This window comes from Peristeroidobacter agariperforans (assembly GCF_004138335.1).
Lineage (GTDB): Bacteria > Pseudomonadota > Gammaproteobacteria > Steroidobacterales > Steroidobacteraceae > Steroidobacter > Steroidobacter agariperforans.
Genome location: NZ_RYFW01000003.1, coordinates 41,670 through 67,786 on the forward strand (window position 1 = coordinate 41,670; position 26,117 = coordinate 67,786).

The 26,117-nt window shown below is 60.4% G+C and carries 24 protein-coding genes, 4 tRNA genes and 1 pseudogene; 16 read left to right on the top strand and 13 right to left on the bottom strand.

All coding sequences use genetic code 11. The features are described from left to right. Positions 1–130: 130 nt before the first annotated feature. Complete coding sequence (locus tag EK373_RS22320) at positions 131–346, top strand: CsbD family protein (protein WP_129646106.1); 216 nt, start codon at positions 131–133, stop codon at positions 344–346. Positions 347–517: 171 nt separating this feature from the next. After that, positions 518–796, top strand: coding sequence for a hypothetical protein (locus tag EK373_RS22325; RefSeq protein WP_129646108.1), 279 nt, complete (start codon positions 518–520; stop codon positions 794–796). A gap of 481 nt (positions 797–1,277) precedes the next feature. On the opposite strand, the gene EK373_RS22330 is transcribed toward EK373_RS22325, so the two are convergent. The 3 genes from EK373_RS22330 to EK373_RS22340 form a co-directional block, all read right to left on the bottom strand. Further along, on the bottom strand, positions 1,278–2,816 hold the full coding sequence (locus EK373_RS22330) for an SDR family NAD(P)-dependent oxidoreductase (protein ID WP_129646110.1): 1,539 nt from the start codon (positions 2,814–2,816) through the stop codon (positions 1,278–1,280). A gap of 793 nt (positions 2,817–3,609) precedes the next feature. After that, on the bottom strand, positions 3,610–4,158 hold the full coding sequence (locus EK373_RS22335; RefSeq protein ID WP_129646112.1) for a hypothetical protein: 549 nt from the start codon (positions 4,156–4,158) through the stop codon (positions 3,610–3,612). Positions 4,159–4,487: 329 nt separating this feature from the next. After that, complete coding sequence (locus tag EK373_RS22340; RefSeq protein ID WP_129646114.1) at positions 4,488–5,861, bottom strand: MBL fold metallo-hydrolase; 1,374 nt, start codon at positions 5,859–5,861, stop codon at positions 4,488–4,490. A 299-nt stretch (positions 5,862–6,160) separates the two neighbouring features. Here EK373_RS22340 and EK373_RS34385 point away from each other — a divergent pair. Beyond that, positions 6,161–6,904 (top strand): annotated as a pseudogene (locus tag EK373_RS34385) (LysR family transcriptional regulator); the annotation flags it as partial. A gap of 367 nt (positions 6,905–7,271) precedes the next feature. On the opposite strand, the gene EK373_RS22350 reads toward EK373_RS34385, so the two are convergent. From EK373_RS22350 to EK373_RS22385, 8 genes are all read right to left on the bottom strand, one after another. Then, positions 7,272–7,718, bottom strand: a complete 447-nt coding sequence (locus tag EK373_RS22350) for a nuclear transport factor 2 family protein (RefSeq protein WP_129646116.1) — start codon at positions 7,716–7,718, stop codon at positions 7,272–7,274. A gap of 10 nt (positions 7,719–7,728) precedes the next feature. Continuing rightward, positions 7,729–9,015: an RNA polymerase sigma factor gene (locus EK373_RS22355; protein WP_129646118.1), complete on the bottom strand. Its 1,287-nt coding sequence runs from the start codon at positions 9,013–9,015 to the stop codon at positions 7,729–7,731. Beyond that, on the bottom strand, positions 9,012–9,416 hold the full coding sequence (locus EK373_RS22360; RefSeq protein WP_129646120.1) for a YciI family protein: 405 nt from the start codon (positions 9,414–9,416) through the stop codon (positions 9,012–9,014). Before EK373_RS22360 ends, EK373_RS22355 begins: the two co-directional genes overlap by 4 nt. 244 nt (positions 9,417–9,660) lie before the next feature. Further along, positions 9,661–10,533 carry a haloalkane dehalogenase gene (locus tag EK373_RS22365; protein ID WP_129646122.1) on the bottom strand — a complete coding sequence of 291 codons (873 nt, stop codon included), beginning with the start codon at positions 10,531–10,533 and terminating at the stop codon, positions 9,661–9,663. Beyond that, positions 10,530–11,126, bottom strand: a complete 597-nt coding sequence (locus EK373_RS22370) for a TetR/AcrR family transcriptional regulator (protein ID WP_129647329.1) — start codon at positions 11,124–11,126, stop codon at positions 10,530–10,532. Before EK373_RS22370 ends, EK373_RS22365 begins: the two co-directional genes overlap by 4 nt. A 221-nt stretch (positions 11,127–11,347) precedes the next feature. Next, positions 11,348–11,980 (bottom strand): dihydrofolate reductase family protein, encoded by a 633-nt coding sequence (locus EK373_RS22375; protein ID WP_129646124.1) that lies wholly within the window; start codon positions 11,978–11,980, stop codon positions 11,348–11,350. Positions 11,981–12,414: 434 nt separating this feature from the next. Continuing rightward, entirely contained in the window at positions 12,415–12,756 is a 342-nt protein-coding gene (locus EK373_RS22380) for a hypothetical protein (RefSeq protein ID WP_198683551.1), read from the bottom strand. A gap of 490 nt (positions 12,757–13,246) precedes the next feature. Continuing rightward, positions 13,247–13,323 (bottom strand) — tRNA-Pro (locus EK373_RS22385). Positions 13,324–13,550: 227 nt separating this feature from the next. Here EK373_RS22385 and EK373_RS22390 point away from each other — a divergent pair. After that, the gene (locus tag EK373_RS22390) at positions 13,551–14,438 is read left to right on the top strand and encodes an SPFH domain-containing protein (protein ID WP_157994487.1); all 888 of its coding nucleotides are present in this window, start codon (positions 13,551–13,553) and stop codon (positions 14,436–14,438) included. A gap of 1 nt (position 14,439) precedes the next feature. On the opposite strand, the gene EK373_RS22395 is transcribed toward EK373_RS22390, so the two are convergent. Beyond that, on the bottom strand, positions 14,440–15,189 hold the full coding sequence (locus EK373_RS22395; protein WP_129646130.1) for a sulfite exporter TauE/SafE family protein: 750 nt from the start codon (positions 15,187–15,189) through the stop codon (positions 14,440–14,442). Between the two features lie 151 nt (positions 15,190–15,340). Between EK373_RS22395 and EK373_RS22400 the strand changes: the two genes are divergently transcribed. The 12 genes from EK373_RS22400 (at position 15,341) to EK373_RS22455 (ending at position 25,856) form a co-directional block, all read left to right on the top strand. Continuing rightward, positions 15,341–15,970 (top strand): PadR family transcriptional regulator, encoded by a 630-nt coding sequence (locus tag EK373_RS22400; RefSeq protein ID WP_129646132.1) that lies wholly within the window; start codon positions 15,341–15,343, stop codon positions 15,968–15,970. After that, positions 15,963–16,754: a siderophore-interacting protein gene (locus tag EK373_RS22405; protein WP_129646134.1), complete on the top strand. Its 792-nt coding sequence runs from the start codon at positions 15,963–15,965 to the stop codon at positions 16,752–16,754. The genes EK373_RS22400 and EK373_RS22405 overlap by 8 nt, the downstream gene beginning before the upstream one ends. Before the next feature lie 174 nt (positions 16,755–16,928). After that, positions 16,929–17,393, top strand: a complete 465-nt coding sequence (locus EK373_RS22410; protein ID WP_129646136.1) for a rhodanese-like domain-containing protein — start codon at positions 16,929–16,931, stop codon at positions 17,391–17,393. A 54-nt stretch (positions 17,394–17,447) separates the two neighbouring features. Next, on the top strand, positions 17,448–18,338 hold the full coding sequence (locus tag EK373_RS22415) for a dienelactone hydrolase family protein (protein ID WP_129646138.1): 891 nt from the start codon (positions 17,448–17,450) through the stop codon (positions 18,336–18,338). A 250-nt stretch (positions 18,339–18,588) separates the two neighbouring features. Then, a tRNA-Leu gene (locus tag EK373_RS22420) sits at positions 18,589–18,673 on the top strand. A gap of 71 nt (positions 18,674–18,744) precedes the next feature. Further along, entirely contained in the window at positions 18,745–20,037 is a 1,293-nt protein-coding gene (gene tig / locus EK373_RS22425; protein WP_129646140.1) for a trigger factor, read from the top strand. 118 nt (positions 20,038–20,155) lie between these two features. Further along, positions 20,156–20,785, top strand: coding sequence for an ATP-dependent Clp endopeptidase proteolytic subunit ClpP (gene clpP / locus EK373_RS22430; protein ID WP_129646142.1), 630 nt, complete (start codon positions 20,156–20,158; stop codon positions 20,783–20,785). Between the two features lie 256 nt (positions 20,786–21,041). Beyond that, positions 21,042–22,358 (top strand): ATP-dependent Clp protease ATP-binding subunit ClpX, encoded by a 1,317-nt coding sequence (gene clpX, locus EK373_RS22435; protein ID WP_129646144.1) that lies wholly within the window; start codon positions 21,042–21,044, stop codon positions 22,356–22,358. Positions 22,359–22,645: 287 nt separating this feature from the next. Then, positions 22,646–25,093, top strand: a complete 2,448-nt coding sequence (gene lon / locus EK373_RS22440; RefSeq protein ID WP_232831195.1) for an endopeptidase La — start codon at positions 22,646–22,648, stop codon at positions 25,091–25,093. Between the two features lie 192 nt (positions 25,094–25,285). Further along, positions 25,286–25,558, top strand: a complete 273-nt coding sequence (locus EK373_RS22445) for an HU family DNA-binding protein (protein WP_116811090.1) — start codon at positions 25,286–25,288, stop codon at positions 25,556–25,558. Between the two features lie 87 nt (positions 25,559–25,645). Next, positions 25,646–25,720 (top strand) — tRNA-Val (locus EK373_RS22450). A 59-nt stretch (positions 25,721–25,779) separates the two neighbouring features. Then, positions 25,780–25,856: transfer RNA gene (locus EK373_RS22455), tRNA-Asp, on the top strand. A 19-nt stretch (positions 25,857–25,875) separates the two neighbouring features. Here the strand turns inward: EK373_RS22455 and EK373_RS22460 are convergent. After that, the gene (locus EK373_RS22460; protein ID WP_129646146.1) at positions 25,876–26,106 is read right to left on the bottom strand and encodes a hypothetical protein; all 231 of its coding nucleotides are present in this window, start codon (positions 26,104–26,106) and stop codon (positions 25,876–25,878) included. Between the last annotated feature and the right edge of the window lie 11 nt (positions 26,107–26,117).

The following is a 26,117-nucleotide window of genomic DNA, read 5'->3' on the forward strand; positions in this document are numbered from 1 at the left end:
TGCCGGTATAAATAGATACAGACAGATCAATAAATCGCGCCGTAGGCGGCCGGCTACGCCAAGTCTGCTGGGACGTGCTTGCCAACGGTAGTAGGCTGCGCGCCCTCTTTCTTCGAGCAGAGATGACTATATGGATTGGATCTTGGTAGAGAACAACTGGGCGCAGTTCCAGGGTACGGTGAAGGCGCGCTGGCTGAAGCTCGATGGGCAGCAGTTGCAAGCGATCGCGGGCAAGCGAGCCTCGCTGCTCAGCGCGATCCAGGAGGTTTACGGCATCAACCGTAGCGAGGCGGAACGAGAGATCCGCGCATTCGAGGCACGTAACAAAAGCTATCGGCCAAAGTAGCGGCTGACCCGATCCCCAGCGATCAGTGCGCAGTTGAGCGTACGCAGGTTCCAAATATATTTGTGTATCTAAAGCTGGCGGAAACGCGCACACTGGTGGTCGATTCTTATCGTGGAGAAATGGCTTGCGTATTTGTTGGCTTGTCGCCGCCAACGCCGCTGGAGAAGACGAATGCAATACACTCCAGAGCTACTCGTGATCCAGCGAGGCATCAACGAATCCATCGCAGAGGATCTTCGGCGCGCCCTCGAGTTCATGGACCTGTCCAGCCACGCCCGCGACCACGCGACCAAGCGAAAGTACTACAAGAAGGCGCGCATGGCTCATGACGCCGCGGATCAGCTTCTCAGGCGGAAGTTGCCAGCTTCGCCGAGCGCCCGTGCGGAGTTGGGAGCCGCGATCGCGAAACTCAGGTCTCGTTTAGTGGCGTACGAGAGCGTGCATTCCTAGATTTGCGCCGTGCGCGCTTGCGACGGTGCGGCAGCGTTCACGGTTCGCCAGATGATGCAGAGGGCGTAGCCTTAGAGGTCGCTGCTCCTTCGAGACATGTCCGCTCGCAAACAAAAACGGAATGTGGCGGTCGCGAAGTGCCGCAGCTATTGGCAGTGATCGCTCTCCGTCTCGAACATGGATGTCCAGCACCGCACCGTCGATTGTCGAAGCTTCGATCAGCTCTAGAGCGCTCGCCACCGTGGCTGAGGGGCCAACGACTTGCCAGCCTGCATCGACAATCTGTATCGCAGTCTCGCAGGCACAAGCAGTTGAATTTGCGCTCGGCAAGCGATCGCAGGTTGCCATCCGGTGGCAGGTCGGACCGTCGTTCACGCGGTAACGCCTTGCCGCTCACCTGTGACGTGCGCATCGCCCCATGACAGCTTGGGTGTCGACGAAGGTGCCCTTGAAGGCGGGCTCGTGAACGAGCCTGTGAGGCTCACCAGGGCGCGGGTTTGTAATCTTTCAGGAACTGCCCCCAGACATGCGTGCCGGTTAGTCGGCCGACGAAGATCGGGTCGATGATGCGTGCAGCGCCATCGATGATGTCGAGCGGGGGCGAGAAGCCTTCCTGGGCCTTGCGGGCAGCATGCGCGGCGGGATCCTCATCGGTGACCCAGCCGGTGTCGACGGCATTCATGTGGATGCCGTCCTTCACGAAGTCCGGCGCGCTGGTGCGCGTCATCATGTTGAGCGCGGCCTTGGCCATGTTGGTGTGCGGATGTTTGTCGGTCTTGAAGGTTCGATAGAACTGACCTTCCATCGCGCTGACATTCACGATGTGCTTGTGCTGTCCAGGCGTGCGCATCATCAGTGACTTCAGGCGCGCGTTCAGGATGTAGGGTGCGATCGCATTCACCAACTGCACTTCCAACAATTCCGGTGTCTGCACTTCGTGTAACCGCAGTCGCCAGCTGTTCATCTCTCGCAAATCGATCTGCTGACGATCCTCATCGTAACGATGAGCAGGAAAGAGCGTTTCACCGCCACGATAGTCCTCATCGAGGTAGTGTCGCTGCGAGAGGGCGGCGCTGTGGATCAACCCTTCAGCGGGGTTGTGGTGCGCAATCGAGAGAAGCGACCCGGCCTCGGGCTGCGCGGAGTCTCGCAACGTGCGGCACAACTGGTCGTGACCTGCCAGCGTGCCGCGCCAGGAAGCAGGCAGTGCACTAAACGCGGTCGCTTCGCGAGCCAGCAGATGCTGAAAGAAGTTCGCCGGCCGTCGCACGGTTTGACATGCGTTGTTGACGATATAGTCCAGCCGCGGCAATCGATCCGCCAAATAGTGCGCGAACAGCTCGACACTCGGCGTGTGCCGTAGATCTAGCCCGTGGATCTCCAACCGCTCATGAAATTCCGCGAAGTCGGCTTCCTGGGAATATCGATGGGCGGCATCGATTGGAAACCGTGTCGTGACGATCACGTGCGCGCCGGCCCGCAGCAGCTTCAGCGACGCTTGATAGCCGATCTTGACTCGCGCACCGGTCACGAGTGCGTAGTGGCCGCTCAGATCCGCTGTCTGTTCACGCTTGGCATAGTTGAAGTCGCCGCACGTCTGGCACATGGAGTCGTAGTAGCGATGCAGTGTCGTGAACGATTGTTTGCAGACATAGCAGTTGCGCTCGCGATTCAGCGTGGGCGCATCGACCGACGCAGCCCCCTCTGGTGGCGGTAGCCAGAGCGGCGTATAGACTGAGGAGCGCCGCTGGGTGCGCAGGCCGGTCTGTTCGACGACCTTGCGGTCCTGCTCCTTGCGCGCGGACCGATCGGCCTTACGAAACGCTTTGGCCATTTTCACCAAGTCGTGACGCTCAGGTTTTGCGACCAGGCCGGCCAGTGTCAGCAACTCGCGGCGTTGCTCACGGGTGAGCTGTGTGAGATGCGAACGGTTGGCTTCGATCTCGCGCAGAACACGTATGCAGGTGAGTACGTCATCGGCAGGGAGCAGCGTAGCGGAGGCGGGGGCGGTAGGGTTCATCTGGTAACGACGGGCGATGGGCGGGGCGCAGCGTATTGTCCGCAGGGATACGCGGACCGCAAGTCAATTGGCGCATGAGTTGATGAGGCCGAGCCGCGCCTTGCGGTCGAACTCGCCAACTACCGCCGTCGGTTGATCGAGGGATGCAACACCACTCGGTAACCGCATGCCAGCGTCCTGAGCGTCGAGGGTGGGGTCAGCAGTCCATCGATGTGATGGAGCCGCTCGGCTGGGGCGTAGCCTTCATTCGTCCATCGGTAGGTAGCTCCGGCCACGAGCGTAAACGCCGATCCTGCGGCGACCACCATCACGCCATCGGGAAGTTGGGAAAGCGGTGAAGGCAGCTCGTGGATGCGCGGCCGTGTTCCATCCGCTCACTGCGCAGGATGGCATCGATTGCGTTGGCGGACGCCTGCGGGTCGCGTGTGACGCTTCTCCAGCAATCCCGAAACTGTTCGGCGCTTCACGACGGCAGGCAAAGCAGGGACCGATGGCCCGCTGCCGGGAGAGACTCGGTGGAGTGTGGACTTTTCAAGCACTACGCCATCACCTGTAGCCGCCATCGTGGATGGCGGCCCGCACTGGCCTTGCAAGATGGAAGACGTTGGTCGAAAGGAGGCGCATAGAGTGATCAGAAAAAGTCACGCCTGACGGGCGAGTGACGCGCGCAATTAGCCCAGCGGTACGACGTCGGATACATATCGAGCTTCGTCCGGCCCATCTCGATGGCCCGAAGGAGTTGTCTAGGGATGATCCGTTTGTCAGGTTGCGTGAAGGAATCGCAGGGCGCGGACTAGTCATCATTGCCGCCGCGTACCATCACGCATTTTGGCGTGCTCGAGATCGTCTGATCTCGGTCGGGTCGAAGATAGTCCTGCACAACGGATAGTCGTAAGTTGCTCTCGTGAAGTGAAGGGATGTTGAACAAGCAGAAATCAGGAGAGTGGCGGGGTGCGAGTATCACGTTGTACCTGATGTCCGATCCTCCTGTGACGAAGACAATGGCGATAAGCGAGTCCGATACCGCGGTAAATCTGTGTTGTCCCCAAGGAAGATTTGGGATCTTCGCGTCACTGGAGGACCAATCCATACCAATCTCTGCCAGAGGGATCGTGGTTGGAGATGCTGCCTGCTGTCGAAAGAGCGTCTGCAGTTTTTGCTGTCCATCCTCAGGGATGCCTGCAACGCTCATGATGAGCTTCAGATCATTCGCCTGACCAAACGCCGTTTGCAGGGCCTCAGGGCTAAAGCCGCTAGCAGCATCGACGCCTGGCACAAAGAGGCAAGCACCCGACATTGCACTAGTCAACGTAAAAAGTATCGTCGTAGTAGGGCGCTTCATCGTGATCTCATCCCGACATTTGCCGCGCCGGGATCTGCGTGGCTGAAATCGCGCAGATCCCTTCTGGCCAGGCGCTCAGTCTAACCACTACCACAGGTATGCGATACAACCAGTCGCGAGATCGACATGCCGCTACAGCCATAGCCGTTGCATGAGCTGACACGTGACTCGTCTGGCAGCGGTTCAGCGGAACCGTGCATCTCACTGACCGCGAAATCCACGTGGCGGCCGTGCCTATGATGATCGTGTGATGAGCTTAGCGCTCAAGTGGTATGACGCTGCTGCGAATCGAACGGTTCATTTCATGGTCAGCGGACGCTGCTTGGCCCTCAGGCAAGAAAACGTCTGTAACCTTGACGTGCGATTCGGTAGAGGGCAGGACTCGCTGAGTTGAACGCAGTGAGGACCTGCCGGCGCAGCTTGCGGGAGGAGCTTATGCGGACCTGGTCGAGCCAGCCTTGAAAGCCCGAGGCGTTGCGATACCCTCGGAAATAGGCATCTAGCTCGCTGATGCTGAAAGCACGGCCGTTGTCGCCATACTTGGCCACATAGGGCGTAAAGTCGGGGTAGAGCTTGCGCACTCCGCCATGCAGCACCGTCTTCATGAAGTTGCCGATCAGCAGGTCATCGAATATTTCGTACTGGATCGCGGTCATGAAGGAGTGACGAGGCGCTTCGAACGTGATGCCGCGACCTTTCGGGCCGCCCAAATCGACGCAGTGCTCCTGACCGCCGACCCGCACCTTGATGAATTGAAACTTCCGACGCAGATGCTCGAACTTCTGAAAGTACGCGCGCACCGCTGCGATGTCGTCTCGATCGAGCGGCTCCGACCAGTCGTCGCCGAACTCCGCGGGCTCGCGGAATACTCTCGGCACCGGCTCCATCGAAGTCTCGGTGATCCGATCCGCGCCGACATCGTATGAAAAATATCCGGGGATAAACGTTCCGCGATCGCGCTTGAAACACTCGCCGTGGGCCTCGATCGGGGTTTCATAGTTCGCCGCCCAGCGCGAGTCCGTCCGCCCGAATACGTGATGACACGAGAACGGCGCGGTGTGCGTGCCCTGCCAACTCTTTAGCAGCGCCGTATATGCATATCCCAGGGGTTTCTTCTCGCCCTGCAGCGGTTCGATCCGATGCCCCTCTTCCGTGAAGAAGTTGATCATGTCTGCAGTGCCGTAGCTGAACAGATTGAATACGAACCGGCGCTTGAATGGCTTCGCCTGCGCCAGCAGCTTCGCCCGAGTGCCGAGCGCCGAGCTGTCGTTGAGGTTGATGACCAGGCAATCCTCGCCCAATGCAATCAGCAGCGCGGCATCCTGATTCCAATCGGCGAAACACAGAATGCTGACTTGCGGCGAGATTTGCAGCCAGCGGTTGTCCTCGAGCTCGTGAGCACGGTAACCGGCCTCGCCCAGGTCGCGGAGGATCCGCCCACCCTGGTGGCGCGGTATCAGCAGCGTCTTGTTTCGGAACGCCGCCAGAGACTCGAGGTTGAGATGATCGGGATGGCCGTGTGAAACCCAGACATGAGTTGTCGATGCGAACGCTGCCAACTGTTGCTCGGTGAAGCGATACGGCAGTACCCAGGATCCGAAGTATTGAGCACCTTCGATCCAAGGATCCGTGACGAGCACCGGGATCCCCCGGTCATAAACGATGAGGGTTGCGTTGCCGCACGTCTCGAATCCGAGGTTCACACGGGGCATCCGGTCGGAGGAAACATAGCAGTTCAAGGAGCCGCAGCAGCATACGCGCGTCGCCGATGGCGGCTCCATAAGGACAAAGTGGGGCGGAACTAGAAACGCTCAGTACTGTTTTGCCTCGAGCATGCTCGAGCTCTAGGTGCGCTTGGGCATCGGCGACGTTTCTCATGGGATGGACGGCTTGCACGGGGTGAAGCGCTACACGCTGTTCCTGCATTGCCGGTGCGTGTACGCGTGCGGTGACCAGGAGAGCTCTGCCTGTCGGCTAGAATCGGTCCGTTGCGAACGTTCGAATTTTTCTGGCGGTAGCCCGCGGCGGATCCTTCGGCGAGGCCGCCCGGAGCCTGGGCGTGAGCCATTCGACGGTGGGTCGCCGGATAAAGGCGCTCGAAGATGAAGCAGGACAGCCGCTCTTCCGCAGGACGCAGGACGGACTCGTGCTCACAGACGCCGGCGACGCCGTGCTGGCTCTAGCGGAATCCATGGAAAATTCTGCGCTCTCCATGGAAAGTCGCCTGGCCGGCAACCACGAACGCCTCGAAGGAATCTTGCGGATATCGTCAGCGGATTGGTTTGCTGGCTATGTTCTGGCTCCTGTCCTGGCCGAATGGGGCGCCGTCACCCAGCTGTTGTGCCGGAGGTGATCGCGAGCTACCGATTACTCGATCTTTCACGTCGTGACGCCGACGTAGCGTTTCGTATCGTGCCCCTTTAGCGAGCCAGACATTGTTCAGCGCCGCCTGATGAGAATGCCATACCGGCTTTATGGCTCGGCCGAAACCGCACGTGCAGTTCAGGCCGATCCGGCATCAGTGGGGCTCATTCTCATGAATACGGCTCAATCCCACTTTCCTGATGTCGCCTGGCTACTTGATAAGTTCCCGCTTTCACGGCGTGTCTTCACAAGCACGAGCCGAACCGTTCAGGCGCAGATGTGCCTGCGAAGCATGGGCATCGCAGTGCTGCCAAGGCCGCTTGGCGATGCATTAGCTGGGGTGCAGCGAATCGACACACCGGATCCGCCTCCGTCGAGAGAGGCATGCTCGTTACGATAGAGCGCTGCCATTGATGTCGCCTGACAAGTCACTGGTTCCAGCTCGCAAAAGTAATGCACCTTTGCTCGCGGCACATCGGCGGCGATGGTCCGCTTAGCGCGTTTGCAATTTCGCAATGTGCGCTTTCGAAAATTGAAGGTGACCGCTCTGGGGGCAAAAGCAGCCGGCCGGTGCAGCGCTCCTGAGCGCTCGGTGGCGTTCAATGGATGCAGATAATTCCGCTGAAGGGCTACACGCTGTTCCTGCAGCCCGGATGCGGATACGCGTGAGGTGACTTAGCGCTACACATGTTCTGCAGTGCCGATTCGAGTCGGATTGCAGGGGCGGACCCGCCGATAGCGGTGAGGCTCTACGGTGAGCAGCGACGCCCACCGTTGTCGAACCGGCCCTCGTCGCTCTCGATGAGCCCGTTGCGCACAGTGAAGAAGTTCATGATCGGCACGTCGAACGCGAAGCCCGGCGGCTTGTTCCGGATGTTGACGCGCACGGCGACACGGTCGCCTTGCACGACATATTCGTGTACCTCCACGCTGATGTTGGGAAATGCGTCGAACAGAGCCTTGTAGGTACGCCGCACGTCCTCGCGTCCGTGCCGCGGTTGGCAGAAGTCCGATGCGGTGATCTGCGCCTCGGGCGAATAGAGATTGACGATCTCGTCGAGGGCATGTCGATTGACGGCTGCGAATTTGGCCTCGATCACCGATTGGGGAGGGGCAGAGGGCTTCGATGGCGCAACAGTGGCACAGCCCGATAGCAGCGCGATGGTCACGATCGACGGCGGTACGACGAATTTCACTTAGGCATCCTCATGTGAATCTTTGCTCGATGGAGATCACCTCACTTCCTCGCATGCTGCAGTTGGCGCGAGCGAGCAACACGGCTCGCTCTCTGTCGTTGCCGGTCAATTCGGCGGCACGGAGGAACTCGGCGCGAGCTTCTGCGGTTCGGCCCAACTTCGCCAGCAAATCACCGCGCACTGTGGGTAGCAGATGCAGGCCCTTCAATCGCGGCTCGCCTCTCAGCGCGTCAACGACGGCGAGGGCCTGGGCAGGTCCGAAAGCCATGCTGACCGCCACCGCTCGATTGATTTCGACGACGGGCGAAGGCGCCACAAAGGCGAGTGCTTGGTAATGGGCGGCGATGGCGATCCAGTTGGTGTCGGCAGCAGTCACCGCTCGGGCATGGCTGGCCGCGATCATTGCCTGCAATACATAGGGACCGGGTGTCAGCGTCAGGACCATCGCGCGGTTTAGGCCGTCGAGGCCGCGACGTATCAACGAGTGATCCCATTGACTGCGATCCTGATCAAGCAACAAGATCGGATTGCCTGCCTTGTCGATGCGGGCGGCGAAGCGCGAGGCATGCAACTCCATTAGCGCCACCAGTCCCTGCACCTCCGATTCCCCCGGGATCAGCGCGGCCAGCGAGCGCCCCAGGCGTAAAGCCTCGCTGCACAGATCGGCGCGCAGCCAATGCGAGCCCTCCGTCGCGACATAGCCTTCATTAAAAATCAGATAGACCACCTCAAGGACGGCGCCGAGGCGTTCCCGCCGCTCTGCACCGCGCGGGGTCTCGAACGGAATGGCAGCATCACGCAAGGTCCGTTTAGCCCGTACGATGCGCTGGGCAATGGTGGCCTCGGGCACCAGGAATGCGCGCGCGATTTCAGGCGTCGACACTCCGACCAGCAGACGCAAAGCGAGAGCGACGCGTTGCTCGGCGGGGAGTACCGGATGACAGGCGGTGAAAATGAGTCGCAGCAGATCGTCGTCGATGTCTTCGTCGAGAGTGGTATCGATGCCGGGCGTCTCGCATTCCAGCTCGGCCAAGTCGATCGCCAGTTCGCGGTGTTTGCCTTCGATCAGCGAAGTGCGGCGCAGCCGATCGAGTGCCCGGTTCTTGGCGACCTGGGTCAACCAGCCGGCCGGGTTGCTCGGGATGCCCTCACGAGGCCAGCACTCCAAGGCCAGCACAAATACATCCTGCGCAATCTCTTCAGCTAAGCCGACGTCGCGCAGTAAGCGGGCCAGCCTGGCGACGAGCTTCCGCTGCTCGATGCGCCAGACTGCGTCAATCTCACCTGTGGCACTCACCCCGTGAGCTTGCTGAAATCTTCCGCCATCTTCTGGACTTCCTGGGGGAATTCACTCACCTCATGGACGCGGCGAATCTCGATCACATCACTGTCCCCAGCCGGGCAGCGGCGTGCCCATTCGACCGCCTCTTCGCGTGAACGCACATCGATCATCCAGTAGCCCCCCAACACTTCCTTGACCTCGGCGAATGGACCGTCGACGGCGGTCGGCTTGCCACCCTTGAAGCTGACCCGAACCCCGGAAGCTGGCGGATGCAGGCCTTCGAGCGCCAACAGCACGCCGGCCTTCTTCAGCTCCTCGTTGTATTTCATCATCGCCGCAACCCCCTCGGCGCTGGGCATGTTGTCTGGCGCCGCGGACGCGTATCCGCCGGGGATCATCAGCATCATAAAACGCATTGGTTTGCTCCTTAATCAAGTTGCTCCAACTACTTGACGAACGAGGAACCGCAAAATCGACAGAAATCGACAGGGCAACGAACGTCCGCCAGGGAGTCGTGCGTGACCAGTGATGGTCTCCGAATTGACTGGAAAAGGAGTGTCGACCGAAAAGCGGCGAAACTTCACTGAATGATCGAAGGTGAAGCGCTAGTCGCTATCCCGCGTCCGTGGTGACCACGAAAATCGAGTAGATTCCAGAGGCTCACGCTGTGGAGATGAATGCTGCCACTTCACGGCCGATCGTCGTGCCATGATCTTCCTGCAGATAGTGACGACCTCGACCCAAGTGCACGAGGCGACATCCCTTGAGGCTCGCTGCGTAGCGCTCGGCGTAATCGCGTGATACGAGGGCACCGGGCTCTGCAGCGAACAGGAGCTTCGGATAATCGGAGCCCGCAAGCGCGCTGTGAGCGGCGCTCAGCGTCTGCCAAACGTCCGCTGGCTCGCCTGCAATCGGCAGCTCGTTTGGCAAACGCCAGATCGGCCGGCGCGATTCGGGCGTCTGGAATGGCGCGCGATAGACAGCCATCTCCGCCTCGGTGAGTTGGCGCTCGATCGAGCCGGGCAGTACGCGCTCGATGAACACGTTCTGCTCGAGAATCAGTTGCTCGCCTTCGCCGGGTGTTCTGAATCTGCGAAAAAGATCGCGAGCAGACTGTGATTGATGGAAGTCTTGCCAACTCGCCATCGGGCGAATGAACTCCATGAAGATCAGCCCTCGCACGAACTCCGGACGCCGTGCCGCGAGATGAAAGGCCAGCGCGGTTCCCCAATCCTGCGCGATGAGGTAAGCAGACTCGATGCCTCTGTTCGCGATGAATGCATCCAAGTAACGCACGTGATCGAAGAACCGGTACTCGCAGGCGGGTTTACTGGACTGTCCGAACCCGATCAGATCAGGCGCAATGCAATGCGCGACCGGTGCAACTTCGGTCATTACGCGACGCCAGATATAGGACGAAGTCGGGTTACCGTGCAGGAACAGTGCGACCGGGTCACCGTGCCGGCCGAGCTCGCGATAGGCCATCGATGCGTCGAGCACATCACATTTTGCCAACGTCATGTCGTCGGTCATCGCTCAACTCGCTCGGCGAAGATGGTATGAAACACGATGCGCTTGAACCGTTCGAGCGGTGCCGAGTTACGCTCAACTTTCATACGAAGAATGGCACCCTCCCACGACGAAATCAGAAAGTCAGCAAGATCCAGGGGTTTGAAATCGGTGGCGAGCTCACCTGCCTTTTGTGCCTCCGCAATGCATGCAGCAAAAGGCTTCAGCCACTCGGCATAGATCGCCTGTAGCTTCCCTCGCAGCAACTCGCTTTGCTGCACCACCTCCACACTAAAGTCGCCGATCAAGCACCCGCGCGTGCAGCCGTCGGCCTTCAAGCGCCGTGTAATGACATCCAAATAGCGCTTCAGCCGTTCGCGCGCAGGCCGGCTGTCGTCCTCCAACGTTTCCCTGACGATTGCTTTGACGTGCTCGAAATATAGCTCGAGTACCTCTGCCGCGAAGGCTTCCTTCGAACGGAAATGGTTCGTGAATGAGCCTTGCGGTGCATCGGCTTCCGCAACGATGTCCCGCACACCGCAGCCATTGAAGCCGGTGCGGAACATAGTGCGCAGCCCGGCGGCGACGATGTCGTTTCGCAAGGAAATCTTAGCCATGGCAACCAGAATACGCACGATCGTATTGGAAATCAATACGACTGTAGTAACAAGTCGAAATGGTGGGATGCACGACGTTGCAGCTGTACTCCCGCGGCTGCGCGTCGTCGAGCCCGCAAGTCGGTTTCTGAGGGCGGCCCTTGGCAAGCACGTATGCCTGCTCATGGAACGCTATTCGACTCACAGCGGAAGTGGACAGCCGGCCCAGGCGTTAGACCGCCTCATGGACGCACGTAGCGCAGGTGTGTGGCGGCTGGATCATCAAGAACGCTGTCGATGCGAAACTGCGGGCCGGTCTCGCGTAGGTTCTCGAAGAGGCGCCGCCCGCCGTAGAACAACACGGGTGCCAAAGCTATTTCCAGCTGCTCGACGACACCTAGGTTCAAGTACTGCTGGATCACATCCGCGCCGCCCGAGATGCGAACATCGCGATCGCCCGCAGACTCCTTAGCCTGCTCAAGGGCGCTCTCCGGGCCATCGTTGACGAAGTGGAACGTCGTGCCTCCAGGTACCATCCAAGGCTCGCGCTTCTCGTGAGTAAGAACGTAGACCGGCGTGTGAAAGGGAGCTTCCTCGGGCCATGAGATCTCGCCTTGCTCGAACATTCGCTTCCCCATGATGTTCGCGCCGGTGCGTTCCATGGTGTAACGAACCATGTCGTTGACTGGCCCAATCTCTCCCCCGGGTCCAAACTCGAGGATCTCGCGGAGATACTTTTGATTGAGGGCCCAGGCCATCAGCGCGCCCCACTTGGCGCCCCAACGCTCAGGCTGATGCCAATTCTCGATGGTCATCCCTTCCGGTGCCATGTAGCCATCGAGGCTAAGTCCAATGTTGACGAATACTTTGCTCATGGTTCTCCGCTCGTGAGTTTCAATCTCGGCCAACTTCTGAGCTACACCGTTTTTCCCCTTAATCGAGTTGCTCCGACTACTCGACGAACGAGGGACCGCAACATCGACAGAAATCGTCAAGAGAATTACGCTCGGCAATGCTCACAAAGATTTGGCCACCTGTAGAAAGTATTCCAACCGGTAAGGCCGCGATAGCGCGGCTTCGTGCGGATCGTCGCTGCTGCCGAAGTTAATAGGTTCGGTCAGCGCCCGTGCGCAGGTCAGCATTTCTCGGCTGCAGGAAATCATGGTGAAGGCGGGGATCGAGCCGATGCCATGCGGCGAAATGGGACAAGCCGAGCGCGAGACTGCGCGGCAAAGCCGGATGTTAGTCAGCGATGACGGACTCGCAGCGCTCCGAGTGAAGGCGGCCGTACGGTCGCATCGCTGCAATATCACCCCGGTGTTCCGCGATCTTTCGCATGCCACGCGGTGAGCACTTCACGTTCGCGCTCACTGTCGATGCCTGCCTTCAACTTTTCTCGTTCAGCCGCAGGGCGAGCGAGATGCCACGCGAGGGTGTCACGGGTAGTCTTTCGCAGCGGTGAGATCTGCAGCCCGGCCTTGAGTGCGCGGTCGACGCGTGTCAGATGCAGACCGCCCATCTCACCGCCCTCTGGCAGCCACGCAGGCATGTCGGTGAATGCGGCTACCTTGTGGTGCGTGAGAAAATCACTCGGGATCCATGTCGGGCGAGGAGGCGGGTTCGGTCGAGCGAGTTCGAGTGCTGCGGCCACGACATTATCGCGGCGGATTATCACGTGGAACCAACTACCAACTTGAGATCAACGGAACCAAGGGAGATCTGATCGTGGATGGTCGCTTCGCCGGATGTTCGATCTGCCGCGGTTGACTTCGACCATCGCGCGATCTGTCAGAGAGGCATTCAGCGGTTCAGGACGTAGGTAGGGGATGATCTCGAACGGAGCGAGTGGTCCACTACGGCGGCGATGCTCCGAAAGAAGTAGAAGCTTGAGGCGCTGAATAGTTTCGAAGCACGTCGAAAATGGATAAGAGCTTCTAAAGGAAGCTCTCGGCGGCAACTAAGAGAGCGCTGCACGGGCGCAGACTGGGAAACAACAACTCGATGGAAGTACGGGTTCGTTTCCGATCGTTGCGCACAGTGCCCACGGACTGCTTCCGAGTCGAGTGATGCTCGATATGACCTGACGACTCCGCAAAACCGCAGGTTCGAATCGGGATAAGTTGCTGATTTATAAAGTGAACTGGTCGGGGCAGCAGGATTCGAACCTGCGACCCTCTGCTCCCAAAGCAGATGCGCTACCAGACTGCGCCATGCCCCGACGGGACGCGCATGTTAACAGCTTCGCGTCAGCTCGCTACTACAACCCGTCAATGTGAGCCTAACGCACTGATCGGGCGTAAAAATATCTCCCAGACCAGTGGGCTTTGGCTGGCCGAGTCGGGCGCCCGAGGCCGCCATCCTCGTGACTCCAATCACGGCGGCGCCGTATCGCGGCCGTTTAGGCTCCGCTCGCCAATCCTGGCATGGAGTCGCCGGAGCCTGATCTTGTCGTTCGATAACCCCAACACCGCCGTGTTCCGTCAGCTCGGGCCGTTGTTCCTCATAGTCGCCTTGCTAGTCCTGTTCACCGGCGGCTCTTTCGGCACTATTGCTACGGGCAACGTCGGAGTGCGCACCACGCTCGGCGTCATGGATCAGGACGAGGTGACTCCGGGCGTGTTCATGAAGTGGCCGCTGATTTCGCGTGTCGATGAATTCACGGCGAAGGAAGTGGCGCTCGATCTCACGGACCTCACACCGAAGGCCCGCGACAACCTCTCGCTGCGGGATATGGATATCACCGTCTACTATCGCGCCGAGCCGGGCGCGATTGCCGAGTTGTATGCGAAGTATGCTGGGCAGTCGCAGCGGTCTGACGAAGGCTACATGGTGCCGGCTTATGGACTGGTCGCACGTGTCGCGCGGAATACCGCCTACGAAGAAGTGGCCAAGCTCGATTCGCTCATCATGCACACACGTCGCGAAGAGCTCAGTGACGCCATGCACCAGAACATGCAAGCGGAGCTCGAGGAGTCTGATCCGGGTGTATTCAAGGTCACGCGCGTCGTAGTGCGAGCGGTGAGCACCGATCCGTCGATCGAGGAGTCGATCCGCAACGCCGTCGCGAATCAGAAGCGCTTGGAAGCGATGGAAGTGCAGACGCAGATCGCGCAGAAGGAAGCAGATATCAAAGTGACCGAAGCTCGCGGCATTGCCGAGTCGAACAGGATCATCGCGGGCAGCCTCACGCGCGAGTATCTGCAGCACGAGGCCAATCAAGCACTGTTGAAGTTCGCCGAGAGCGACAACGCCAGCACGGTAATCTTGCCGGCCGGAATGTCCGTGGCGCCGTTGATCAATACGTCTCAGCCCACGGCGTCAGCGGCGAAGTAATTCAGCTCAGCGCCTTGTACAGCAGCTGCACGCCGACCACGATCATCAACACATAGATAATAGTGATGAAGCGCTCGGCGTTGACTCGGCGGACCAGCCAGACGCCGAGCAGCGTGGACGCAATCGCGAGGGGCGCCAGCACCGCCGCGGCCATCAGGTTCTCGTGCGTGAACTGGCCGAGCGCCACATACGCCGGAATCTTGAATAAATTGATCACCGCGAAAAAGATCGCCGTGGTTCCCACCAGGACCTGAGGCGACAGTCCCTTCGGCAGCACCCACATTTGAAAGGGGGGCTGGCCTGCGTGCGCGACTTGCGATGTGAAGCCCGATGCAAATCCAAGCGCTGCGCCGAGCGCGCGAGGCGCGTTGCTGGAAACGGGCACGCGACCGCCGCGGGAAATCCACAAGCGATAGCAGGCGAACACGACCGAGATCGCGCCCAGCACCGCGAGCACGACGGTTGCAGAGACTTTCGCTGCCAGGAAGTACGCCGCGACGATGCCGACCATCGCGGACGGAATCATCAGGGCCAGCACTTCACGATCCCAGTTCTTTCGAAACGCCCAGACGCCGACCGCGTCCTGAACGACCAGTACCGGCAACAGAATGGCGGCCGCCTGCACTGGCGAGATTCGTAGCGCGAGCAGCGGCAGGGCGATGGCGCCGACGCCGGCGAAGCCACCTTTCGCCAGTCCGAGCAGGATCACCGCGGGGATGGCGAGCAAATAAAACGTCGGGTCCGTGAGCATTCAACGATCGGGCGATGCCGTCTCAGCAGGAGGCGCATCTTGCCACCGAGCTAAGCCTACGGCACATACGCTCAAAAGATGTTCTTGAAAGATACATCTAAACGATATATCGTTTGTGCACCACTCAAGAGCCATAAAAGGTAGTAAGCCCATGTTTCACAGAGTTTTTTGGGGTCGATGGGGCGAGAGTTACGGTCACCATCCTCACGGCCATCGTTGCGGGCATTGGGGCGGCGGACGAGGTGGCGGTGGACACCGCGGCATGTTCTTCGGTGGGCCGATGGGCGGTCGCGGCGGACGAGGCGGCGGCGGTGGCCGCAGGTTCGGGCCCGGCGACCTCCGGTTGATGTTGCTCTCCTTAATAGAAGAGAAGCAGCGCCACGGTTACGAGCTGATCAAAGAGCTGGAGCTGAAGTTCGGGGGCGCATATGCGCCGAGTCCGGGCTCCGTCTATCCCACGCTGACCCTGCTCGAGGAGCTCGGGCACGTTCGCTCCACCACGACGGAAGGCAGCAAGCGCCTGTACGAGATCACCGATGAAGGCCGCAAGTATCTGCGCGAGAACGAAGCCATGTTGACCAGCGTTAAAAAGCGCATGGCGATGGCTGCGCGCGCCGCTTCAGGCGAGATGCCACCGGAAGATCTCCATCACGCCATGCACACGTTGCGCGCGGCGCTGATGTTTCATCGCGGCGGTTGGACCGAAGAGGAGACTGAGCGCGTGCGCAGAATCATCGAGGCTGCTGCCGAGGAAATCTCACAAGGAAGAGACAATGAGTAATCTGCCCAACATCACTCGCGTTCGGCATGAGGTGCGCATGCGGCACACAACCGTATCGCACGTCGAGATGATTGCGCCAAAGATGAAGCGCGTCATCGTGAAGAGCGACGAGTTGCGCGGCTTTGCAGCGCTCGGCTTCGACGATCACGTCAAATTGATCTTTCCAGGGCCGGACGGTCAGCTCAACCTTGCGCCGCCCGGCGCCGAAGGTGCGTCGGATCGCGTCATGCGCGACTTCACGCCACGCCGCTTCGATGCCGCCGCTGGAGAGCTCGTGGTCGACTTCGTGATTCACGACGACGGCCCTGCGACGACTTGGGCGGCCAATGCGAAGGTCGGCAGCGTGCTCGGCGTCGGCGGTCCGCGAGGCTCGTCGATCATTTCGACTGACGGCATCGGCCTGCATTTGCTCATTGGCGATGAAACTGCACTGCCGGCCATTGCTCGTCGTTTGGAAGAGCTGCCGGCGAGCACGAGCGCCATGGTCGTTGCCGAGGTCGAGCCTGGTTTTGAATTGCCGCTGTCAAGCCGCGCCAACCTGCAAGTGGTGTGGGTGCGGAGAACCGATCCGAACGCAGTGACAGGTGAGTTCCTACTCGGCGCGCTCGACGACCTGCCGATCATGAATCAAGGTTGTTTCGCCTGGGCGGCGACCGAGACGCAAGCGGTGCGTGCGATTCGTCGATATCTCGTCGAAGGGCGTGGCTTCGACAAGCGTTGGGTGAAAGCGGCGGGTTATTGGCAGCGCGGTGCGGTCGGCTCGCACGTGGTGGTTGACGATTGATCGTCCCGGGGGGCGGCGCGGTTTTTCCAAATCTCGACGTGACCCATTTGTAACTGCGAATGTCGTCATGGCCTCCTCGGAAACGTTATCTGTAAATGCATTGTTACCTCTCACGCTGGTGCGTGAGGGGTCCTTAGACTGAGCGAATGTTTCTTACATCCGCTGGAGTCTGTCATGCGATTGTCACGTTCGTTCTCGTTGCGTTCCTGGTCCGTGCTGCTGGTGAGCCTGGTGGTGTCGGTCGCGTTTGCTCAAAGCAAAGGTGAGTCGAAGACACCCCTGTTGACGCGTTCACAGTTCGATCAACTGTTGGCTCAGCCGGAGCAGTTGCTGATCATCGACCTGCGTCGGCCGGATGAGCTCACGACGATCGGCGGCCTGCCGGTTTATCTCAGCATTCAGGCGGCGGATCTGGAAAAGAGCCTGGCGTGGATTCCCAAGGATCGGAAGATCGTGACCGTCTCCAACCACTCGGGCCGCGCCGGCAGGGCAGGCGACTTGCTCGCCGCCAAGGGCTTCAACGTGGTCGGCCGGGTCGGCGTGCAAAATTATGAGCAAGAGGGCGGCAAGCTCACCAAGATTGCGCCCAGGGCGCCGGCCGGACAGCAGAAAAATGCGCAGGCCGCGGCCCAACACTGAAGTGTGTTATAGAACGTCGCGAAGGACTCAAGCCCACGAGGTGAAGGCAGCATCATGAGCAACAACGAAGCACAAAAATTTCCGCCTGAAGTCTGGAAGCTGTTCGACAAATACGTGCACGGCGGGATCTCGCGACGCGAGTTCATCGACCGCGCGTCTGCGTATGCGGTCGCTGGCATGAGCGGCGCGGCGATTCTCGATGCGCTCAATCCGAAATTCGCCGAGGCGCAGCAGATTGCGCCAACCGATTCGCGCATCAAGGCTGAGTACGTGGAGATTCCTGCGCCAGGGTACGGAAAGTTGCGTGGATATCTGGTGAAGCCGGCGTCTGCGAAAGGCAAGCTGCCCACCGTGCTCGTCGTGCATGAGAACCGTGGTCTGAATCCTCATATCGAGGACGTAGCTCGTCGTGTCGCGCTCGAGAACTTCATCGCGTTCGCGCCGGACGCGTTGTTTCCTCTCGGCGGCTATCCCGGCGATGAAGACAAGGCGCGCGAGCAGTTCCAGAAATTGGATCAAGCGAAGACGCGCGAGGACTTTATCGTGGCGGTCGACTATTTGAAGAAGTTGCCGCAAGGAACCGGCAAGGTCGGCGTCACCGGCTTCTGCTACGGCGGCGGAGTTGCCAATTTCCTCGCCACTCGCGTGCCAGACCTCGCTGCGGCCGTGCCGTTCTACGGCACACCGCCCGCGCCAGAAGAGGCGGGCAAGATCAAGGCGCCGTTGTTACTTCAGTTCGCGGAGACGGATGAGCGCATCAACGCGGCGTGGCCCGCGTCAGAGGCTGCGTTGAAGGCGGCGGGTGTGAAGTATCAAGCGTTCGTTTACCCGGGCACGCAGCACGGGTTCAACAACGACACGACACCGCGATATAACAAGGAAGCTGCGGATCTGGCTTGGAAGCGCACTATCGAGTTCTTCAAAGAGAACCTGCGCGCTTCGTGATCTCTCCGGCGGCGCAGGTCATGGCCTGCGTCGCCGGGTTTGTCTGAGTCCTTCCGACCGGGTGGGAACCCCCAATCCACCCAAATTCGACCCCGTTCTCCGGCGTTCTCGAATGGCAGAGGCTGCTCGGGTATACTCCGCGGCCCCGCGAGGGAGGGTCGGCCAAAGGCCGACCCGGCCCAAGCCTCATGTCCCATAACTCATACCTTATATATGTGGGGGTGGGTGGGCGTGAGCCGGGGCGGGGATCGCGAAAGTGGCGGAACTGGTAGACGCGCTGGATTTAGGTTCCAGTGGGTAACCCCGTGAGGGTTCGAGTCCCTCCTTTCGCACCAACCGGGCGTGCTTCGGATCGAGGCGGGCGCCGCAGACATTACTCATTCGTGACTTGAGGCAGGTTTCGACCATGCAGGTTTCAGTTGAATCGACCGGGGCCCTGGAGCGCCGGATGGAAGTGCAGGTTCCGGCCGAACGCGTCGAAAAGGCCGTCGACGAGCGGCTGCAGCGCATGAGCCGCACGGTGCGTCTGAAGGGGTTCCGCCCGGGCAAAGTGCCCGTAAAGGTGGTGCGCCAGCAGTTCGGCCAGCAGGTCCGCCAGGAAGTGCTGGGCGATGTCATGCAGAGCACGTTCAACGAAGCCGTTGTGCAGGAAAAGCTGACGCCGGCCGGCGGCCCGCGCATCGAGCCGATCAACCTCGAGCAGGGCGGTGACCTGAAATACCGCGCTATCTTCGAGGTTCTGCCGCAGATCGAGCTCAAAGGCGTCGAGAGCCTGAGCGTCGAGCGCCCGGCCGCGACGGTCAGCACTGCCGACGTGGATGCCATGATTCAGAACCTGCGCGAGCAGCGTCCGAGCTACTCGGAAGTGCAGCGCGAAGCGCGTGACACCGACCGTGTCACCATCGATTTCGAGGGCACCATCGACGGCACGCCGTTCGAAGGCGGCAAGGCCGAGAACTTCCCGGTCGACCTGGGCGCCGGCCGCATGCTGGCCGACTTCGAAGCCGGCCTGCGCGGCGCGAAGGCGGGCGACAAGAAGGACATCGAGCTGACCTTCCCGGACAACTACGCCGCCAATCTGGCCGGCAAACAGGCCAAATTTGCGGTCACCGTGCACAAGATCGAAGAACGCCAGCTGCCCGAGCTGAACGAAGAGTTCGCCAAGGTCTACGGCGTGGAAGAGGGTGGCATCGAGCGCCTGCGCTCGGAAGTTCAGGAAAACATGGAGCGCGAGCTGAACGAGGCGATCAAGGCGCGCGTCAAGAAGCAGGTGCTGGACGGGCTGCTCGCGGCCAATCCGATCGAGCTGCCGAAGTCCATGGTCGATGCCCAGGTGCGTGATCTGCAGCTCGACGCGGCCCGTCGTATGGGCGCCCGCGACGCTTCGCAGATTCCGCCCCCGGAAGGCTTTCAGGACACGGCTCGCCGCCGCGTAGCGCTGTCGCTGCTGATCGGCGAGGTAATTCGCAACGCCAATATCCAGGTCGACCAGGCCCAGGTGCAGTCGCGTTTCGAAGAGCTGGCCGCTCAATATCCGGACCAGGGTCAGGCCCTGCAGCAGTACCGCTCCAACCCGCAGTTCCGCCGGCAGATGGAAGCGGCGGTGCTGGAAGATCAGGTGATCGACTGGCTCGCGCAGCGCGCCCAGGTCGCCGACAAGCCGTCGACTTTCAAGGAAATCATGAATTTCGGCGCCTAATTTCGAGCAGCGGGACGGCGTGAGACGGTCGCTATTGCAGGGGCTCTTGCCTCTTCTAAACTAGCCCCCACACATCGCTGTCCCGCTTTCCTCACTTACTGAAAATCAGCACTCATAGATGGCCACCATGAACCTTGTCCCGATGGTCGTCGAGCAGACCGCTCGCGGCGAACGCGCTTATGACATCTACTCGCGGCTGCTGAAAGAGCGCGTGATTTTCATCGTGGGCCCGATCGAGGACCACATGGCGAACCTGGTGGTGGCGCAGCTGCTGTTCCTGGAATCGGAAAATCCGGACAAGGACATTTCGCTGTACATCAACTCGCCGGGCGGCTCGGTCAGCGCCGGCCTGTCCATTTACGACACCATGCAGTTCATCAAGCCGGACGTGAGCACTATGTGCGTCGGTCAGGCGGCCAGCATGGGGGCGGTGCTGCTGGCGGGCGGCGCCAAGGGCAAGCGCTACGCGCTGCCTCACTCACGGATGATGATCCACCAGCCGCTGGCGGGCTTTCAGGGCCAGGCTTCGGACATCGACATCCATGCGCGCGAAGTGCTGGAAACCCGCGAGCGTCTCAACCGTATCATGTCCAAGCACACCGGCCAGACGGTCGAACGCATCAGCAAGGACACCGACCGTGACAACTTCATGGGCGGCGAGGCAGCAGTGGGCTATGGCCTGATCGACCGCGTGATGGAAAAGCGGGGCGAGCCGGCACTGGCGGCAGCCGCGGCGCTCGGTCGCTAAGACCCGTTGAAGGCCGCCTCTGACGGCCTCATGCAGGGTCCTGTATAGGGCGAGTCAGGTCGGGGTTTCCCTGGGCTCTCCAACCGGGGAGAAGCCTGCAAAAAGCCCGGAAAGGGCGTCTTTGCAGCCTGATGGCGGCGCGTGCTATATAGCCCGGACGCAATAGTGTCGCGACCGTGACGCGATTTCGTAATACGCTGGGGCACCACGATCGATGGAGAAGTGGTTGATTTGTCCCGGTTTTCGAGGGTAATGCATGTCCGACGATTCACGCGGCAAACACGACGACGGCAAGCTTCTGTACTGCTCGTTCTGCGGCAAAAGCCAACACGAAGTACGCAAGCTGATCGCCGGCCCGTCGGTGTTCGTCTGCGACGAGTGCGTGGAGCTCTGCAACGACATCATTCGTGAAGAGCTCGAAGAACGCGCCGAGCGCACGCGCGACAAACTGCCGCGCCCCCACGAGATCAAGAAGGTCTTGGACGAGTACGTGATCGGCCAGCCGCGCGCCAAGAAGGTGCTGTCGGTGGCCGTCTACAATCACTACAAGCGTCTGCAGACCAAGACTTCCGAGGCACGCGCCAAGGACGAAGTCGAGCTCGCCAAGAGCAACATTCTGCTGATCGGCCCGACCGGCTGCGGCAAGACGCTGCTCGCGGAGACGCTCGCTCGCCTGTTGAACGTGCCGTTCACGATTGCCGACGCAACGACGCTGACCGAAGCCGGTTACGTCGGCGAGGACGTCGAGAACATCATTCAGAAGCTGCTGCAGAAGTGCGATTACGACGTCGAGAAGGCGCAGACCGGCATCGTCTACATCGACGAAATCGACAAGATCTCGCGCAAGTCCGACAACCCATCGATCACTCGTGACGTGTCGGGCGAGGGCGTGCAGCAGGCGCTGTTGAAGCTCATCGAAGGCACGATCGCCTCGGTGCCGCCGCAGGGCGGTCGCAAGCATCCTCAGCAGGAATTCCTGCAGGTGGACACGAGCAACATCCTGTTCATCTGCGGTGGCGCGTTCGCGGGTCTGGAAAAGATCATCATGAACCGCACGCAGAAGACGGGCATCGGCTTCACCGCCGACGTACGTCAGACCGCCGAGCGTCCGCACGGCTCCGACGTGTTCCACGATGTGGAGCCCGAGGATCTGATCAAGTTCGGCTTGATTCCTGAATTCGTCGGCCGTCTGCCGGTAGTGGCGACGCTCGATGAGCTGGATGAAGCGGCGCTGGTGTCGATCCTGCTCGAGCCCAAGAACGCGCTCAGCAAGCAGTATCGCAAGTTGTTCGACATGGAAGGCGTGGAGCTGGAGTTCCGCACCGACGCGCTGAAGGCCGTGGCGAAGAAGGCCATGCAACGTAAGACCGGCGCGCGCGGTCTGCGCACGATCCTGGAGAACGTGCTGCTCGAGACCATGTATGAATTGCCGTCATTGCGCAACGTGCAGAAAGTTGTGGTCGACGAGCAGGTCATCCTTGGAGAGAGCAAGCCGTATGTCCTGTACGGTAACGCCGACGATGGTCGTCTCGCGGCCGTTGAAGAGCGCCGTCCGACCGGCAGCGATCATTAAGAAGTAAAAGTCCCACCGCTTCAGCGATGAGGCGGTGGGTTTTTCTTTATCCGGGCATGCGCCTTTTTGATTTCAATAGGCCCAACCCTGTAATTCGCATTCGTCGCGACACGCACCGCCTCACAGTTTTTCCATACATCGGAAAACCCGTTGGCTTTTGCGTGGCACAGAACTAGCAGGGCTGCTTTGCTTCCGGTATTTTCGGTTCGACCCAGACTCCTTTTAGAGTCTTTCTTTTTTCGCGGCGCCGGTGGATTCGTGCCGGCGCTCACCACAAGGTAAAGCGCGTGAGCACCGATACCCCTGACGCTCCCGAATCCGACAAGACTCCTGCGGCGGCGCTGCCCGTCCTGCCGTTGCGCGATGTCGTCGTCTATCCGCACATGGTGATTCCGCTGTTCGTCGGCCGTGAGAAATCCATTCTCGCGCTCGATCAGGCGATGCGCTCCGGCAAGCAGATCCTGCTGGTCGCGCAGAAGCAGGCGGATGTGGACGATCCGAGTGCACAGGACCTGTACCGCCTCGGCACGGTCGCCACCATTCTGCAGTTGTTGAAACTGCCCGACGGCACGGTGAAGGTGCTGGTCGAAGGCGCCGAGCGCGCCAAGATCGAGAAGCTGGTGACCGGCCAGTATTTCTCCGCCGACATCAGCCCGTTCAAGGACATCGAGAATTACGACGAGCGCGAAATGGACGTGCTCGCGCGCTCGGTCACCTCGCAGTTCGAGCAGTACGTGAAGCTCAACCGCAAGGTGCCGCCTGAAGTGCTGACCGCGCTTGCAGGTATCGAACAGCCCGGCCGTCTCGCGGACAACGTCGCCGCGCACATGTCGCTGAAGCTCGACGCCAAGCAGAAAGTTCTGGAGATCCAGGACGTGCGCAAGCGTCTCGAGCACATCCTCGCGCTGATCGAAGGCGAGATGGATGTACTGCAGATCGAGAAGCGCATCCGTGGCCGCGTCAAGCAGCAGATGGAGAAGAGCCAGCGCGAGTACTACCTGAATGAACAGATGAAGGCCATTCAGAAGGAGCTCGGCGAAATCGAAGACGCGCCGAACGAGCTCGCCGAGCTCGAGCAGCGCATTCAGAAGGCCGGCATGCCGAAGGAAGCGCGCGACAAGGCGATGAGCGAGCTGAACAAGCTGAAGCTCATGTCGCCGATGTCCGCCGAAGCCACGGTCGTGCGCAACTATGTCGACTGGCTGGTCAAGGCGCCTTGGAAGAAGAAGACCAAGGTCCACAACGACATCAACCTGGCCGAGAAAGTGCTCGACGAGGATCACTACGGCCTGGAGAAGGTGAAGGAGCGCATCGTCGAGTACCTCGCCGTCCAGCAGCGCGTGAAGACGCTGAAAGGTCCGATCCTGTGTCTGGTCGGACCTCCGGGCGTCGGCAAGACGTCGCTCGGCCAGTCGATCGCGCGTTCGACCAATCGCAAGTTCGTGCGTATGTCGCTCGGCGGCGTGCGTGACGAGGCCGAGATTCGCGGTCACCGCCGCACGTACATCGGTTCCATGCCCGGCAAGATCATCCAGAACATGGTCAAGACCGGCGTGCACAATCCGCTGTTCCTGCTGGATGAGATCGACAAGATGGCCATGGACTTCCGTGGCGATCCGTCGTCGGCTTTGCTCGAGGTGCTTGATCCGGAGCAGAACTCGACGTTCAACGATCACTATCTCGAAGTCGACTTCGATCTGTCGGAAGTCATGTTCGTGTGTACCGCGAACAGCCTGAACATTCCGGCGCCGCTGCTGGATCGTATGGAAGTCATTCGTCTGCCCGGCTACACCGAGGACGAGAAGAGCGCGATCGCGCAGCGTTATCTGATTCCGAAGCAGATGAAGCAGAACGGCCTGAAGGACAACGAGCTGAAGGTTTCCGAAAGCACCGTGCTCGACGTCATTCGTTACTACACGCGCGAGGCGGGCGTTCGTAACCTCGAGCGCGAAGTCTCGAAGCTGTGTCGTAAGGCCGTGAAGCAGTTGCTCACCAAGGGCGAGCCGGACCACATCACGATCACGCCGAAGAATCTGTCGAAGTATCTCGGCGTGCGTCGCTTCCGTTACGGCCGTGCCGAGGAGCAGGATCACATCGGCCAGGTCACGGGCCTGGCGTGGACCGAAGTGGGCGGCGAGCTGCTCACCATCGAGTCTGCGATCGTTGCCGGCAAGGGCAAGCTCACGCACACCGGCCAGCTCGGCGAGGTGATGCAGGAGTCGATTCAGGCCGCGATGACGGTCGTGCGCAGCCGTGCTGCTGTGCTCGGCCTCGATCCGGACTTCTACCAGAAGGTCGACGTACACATTCACGTGCCCGAAGGCGCAACTCCCAAGGACGGACCGAGCGCGGGTATCGGCATGTGCACGGCGCTGGTCTCGGCGCTCACCAAGGTGCCGGTGCGCTCGGATGTCGCGATGACGGGCGAAATCACCTTGCGCGGACAGGTGCTGCCGATCGGCGGTCTCAAGGAAAAATTACTCGCTGCGCACCGTGGCGGCATTCGCACGGTCTTGATCCCGGACGACAACACCAAGGACCTGGCGGAGATCCCGCAGAACATCAAGGACAACCTCGAGATCAAGCCGGTGAAGTGGATCGACGAGGTGTTGCAGGTAGCACTCAAACACATGCCCGCACCGATCACGGCCGCTCCAGAGCCGTCGCGTGGCAATGACAAGCCGCGCCCGCGGCGCGTCGCCAAGCGCTCCAACAAGCAGGTGAGGGCGCATTAACCAGTTCGACACCGGGTCCGGAATCAGGGCAAATTGCACGATTCCGGCCCGGTTTGGTCTGCGTTGCGTCTAGAATTACCCGACAGCATTCGCGGCACTGCGCTTCCTTTCTCGGCCGCTCGCTGCTATAACGCGCCCCCGTTCCTGACGTAGTCGTCTGGAGCGAGGCTTTCTACAAGAAGGAAACCGGATATGAACAAAGCGGAACTGATCGACGCCGTGAGCACCAAGACGGGCCTGCAGAAGGCCGAGGCCACGCGTGCCGTCGATGCGGTTTTCGACGCCGTCACGGGCGCGCTGAAGGCAGGCGACTCGGTGTCGCTGTTGGGCTTTGGCACGTTCGTAGTGAAGGCCCGTGCGGCCCGCACCGGACGTAATCCGCGCACCAATGAGCCGATCGAGATCCCAGCAACGAAAGTTCCTGGTTTCAAAGCTGGTAAGGCTCTAAAGGATGCTGTAAATTAGCGCGCCTTCGAAACGGGGGGTCTAAACAACCTCTCGGTCATCAGGGTTCTGATTGAGCGGGTTACGCGAGTACTGACCAGTACGAACGGGTGCTTAGCTCAGCGGTAGAGCGTCGCTCTTACACAGCGAATGTCGGGGGTTCGATCCCCTCAGCACCCACCAACTCCCTGACAAGAGTTGTACCCGCAAGGGTCGAAGTTTTAACAAAGGTTCTAGCGGCTGGAGCGGTAGTTCAGCTGGTTAGAATACCGGCCTGTCACGCCGGGGGTCGCGGGTTCGAGTCCCGTCCGCTCCGCCAGTTCCTTTGTTTGAATTCCTTACGTTTTCTCCACGAGAGCCGGCCCCAGCCCGCTACTGGCAGAAAATGGGGAGCGTTGGGTGCCGCTGAGATCGTGCGCTGGCGGCTTGGGCGATGCTTCCATCGCTCGTTTGATCACCGCAATGTCTGCCTCCGTCGCGCCCTTCGTCCACGCGGCGTAATTCCTCAACATCGTCTCGATGCTATGACCATCTTCCTGCGCAAGCTTGATGATGTTCTTGCCAATCATCAGCGACCAGC

Coding starts and splice junctions, on each gene's coding strand:
- EK373_RS22320 (WP_129646106.1), top strand. CDS start 131: ATGGATTGGATCTTGGTAGAGAACAACTGGGCGCAGTTCCAGGGTACG.
- EK373_RS22325 (WP_129646108.1), top strand. CDS start 518: ATGCAATACACTCCAGAGCTACTCGTGATCCAGCGAGGCATCAACGAA.
- EK373_RS22330 (WP_129646110.1), bottom strand. CDS start 2,816: ATGAACCCTACCGCCCCCGCCTCCGCTACGCTGCTCCCTGCCGATGAC.
- EK373_RS22335 (WP_129646112.1), bottom strand. CDS start 4,158: ATGAAGCGCCCTACTACGACGATACTTTTTACGTTGACTAGTGCAATG.
- EK373_RS22360 (WP_129646120.1), bottom strand. CDS start 9,416: ATGCGTTTTATGATGCTGATGATCCCCGGCGGATACGCGTCCGCGGCG.
- EK373_RS22365 (WP_129646122.1), bottom strand. CDS start 10,533: ATGACCGACGACATGACGTTGGCAAAATGTGATGTGCTCGACGCATCG.
- EK373_RS22370 (WP_129647329.1), bottom strand. CDS start 11,126: ATGGCTAAGATTTCCTTGCGAAACGACATCGTCGCCGCCGGGCTGCGC.
- EK373_RS22375 (WP_129646124.1), bottom strand. CDS start 11,980: ATGAGCAAAGTATTCGTCAACATTGGACTTAGCCTCGATGGCTACATG.
- EK373_RS22395 (WP_129646130.1), bottom strand. CDS start 15,189: ATGCTCACGGACCCGACGTTTTATTTGCTCGCCATCCCCGCGGTGATC.
- EK373_RS22400 (WP_129646132.1), top strand. CDS start 15,341: ATGTTTCACAGAGTTTTTTGGGGTCGATGGGGCGAGAGTTACGGTCAC.
- EK373_RS22405 (WP_129646134.1), top strand. CDS start 15,963: ATGAGTAATCTGCCCAACATCACTCGCGTTCGGCATGAGGTGCGCATG.
- EK373_RS22410 (WP_129646136.1), top strand. CDS start 16,929: ATGCGATTGTCACGTTCGTTCTCGTTGCGTTCCTGGTCCGTGCTGCTG.
- EK373_RS22415 (WP_129646138.1), top strand. CDS start 17,448: ATGAGCAACAACGAAGCACAAAAATTTCCGCCTGAAGTCTGGAAGCTG.
- tig (WP_129646140.1), top strand. CDS start 18,745: ATGCAGGTTTCAGTTGAATCGACCGGGGCCCTGGAGCGCCGGATGGAA.
- clpP (WP_129646142.1), top strand. CDS start 20,156: ATGGCCACCATGAACCTTGTCCCGATGGTCGTCGAGCAGACCGCTCGC.
- clpX (WP_129646144.1), top strand. CDS start 21,042: ATGTCCGACGATTCACGCGGCAAACACGACGACGGCAAGCTTCTGTAC.
- EK373_RS22445 (WP_116811090.1), top strand. CDS start 25,286: ATGAACAAAGCGGAACTGATCGACGCCGTGAGCACCAAGACGGGCCTG.
- EK373_RS22460 (WP_129646146.1), bottom strand. CDS start 26,106: ATGATTGGCAAGAACATCATCAAGCTTGCGCAGGAAGATGGTCATAGC.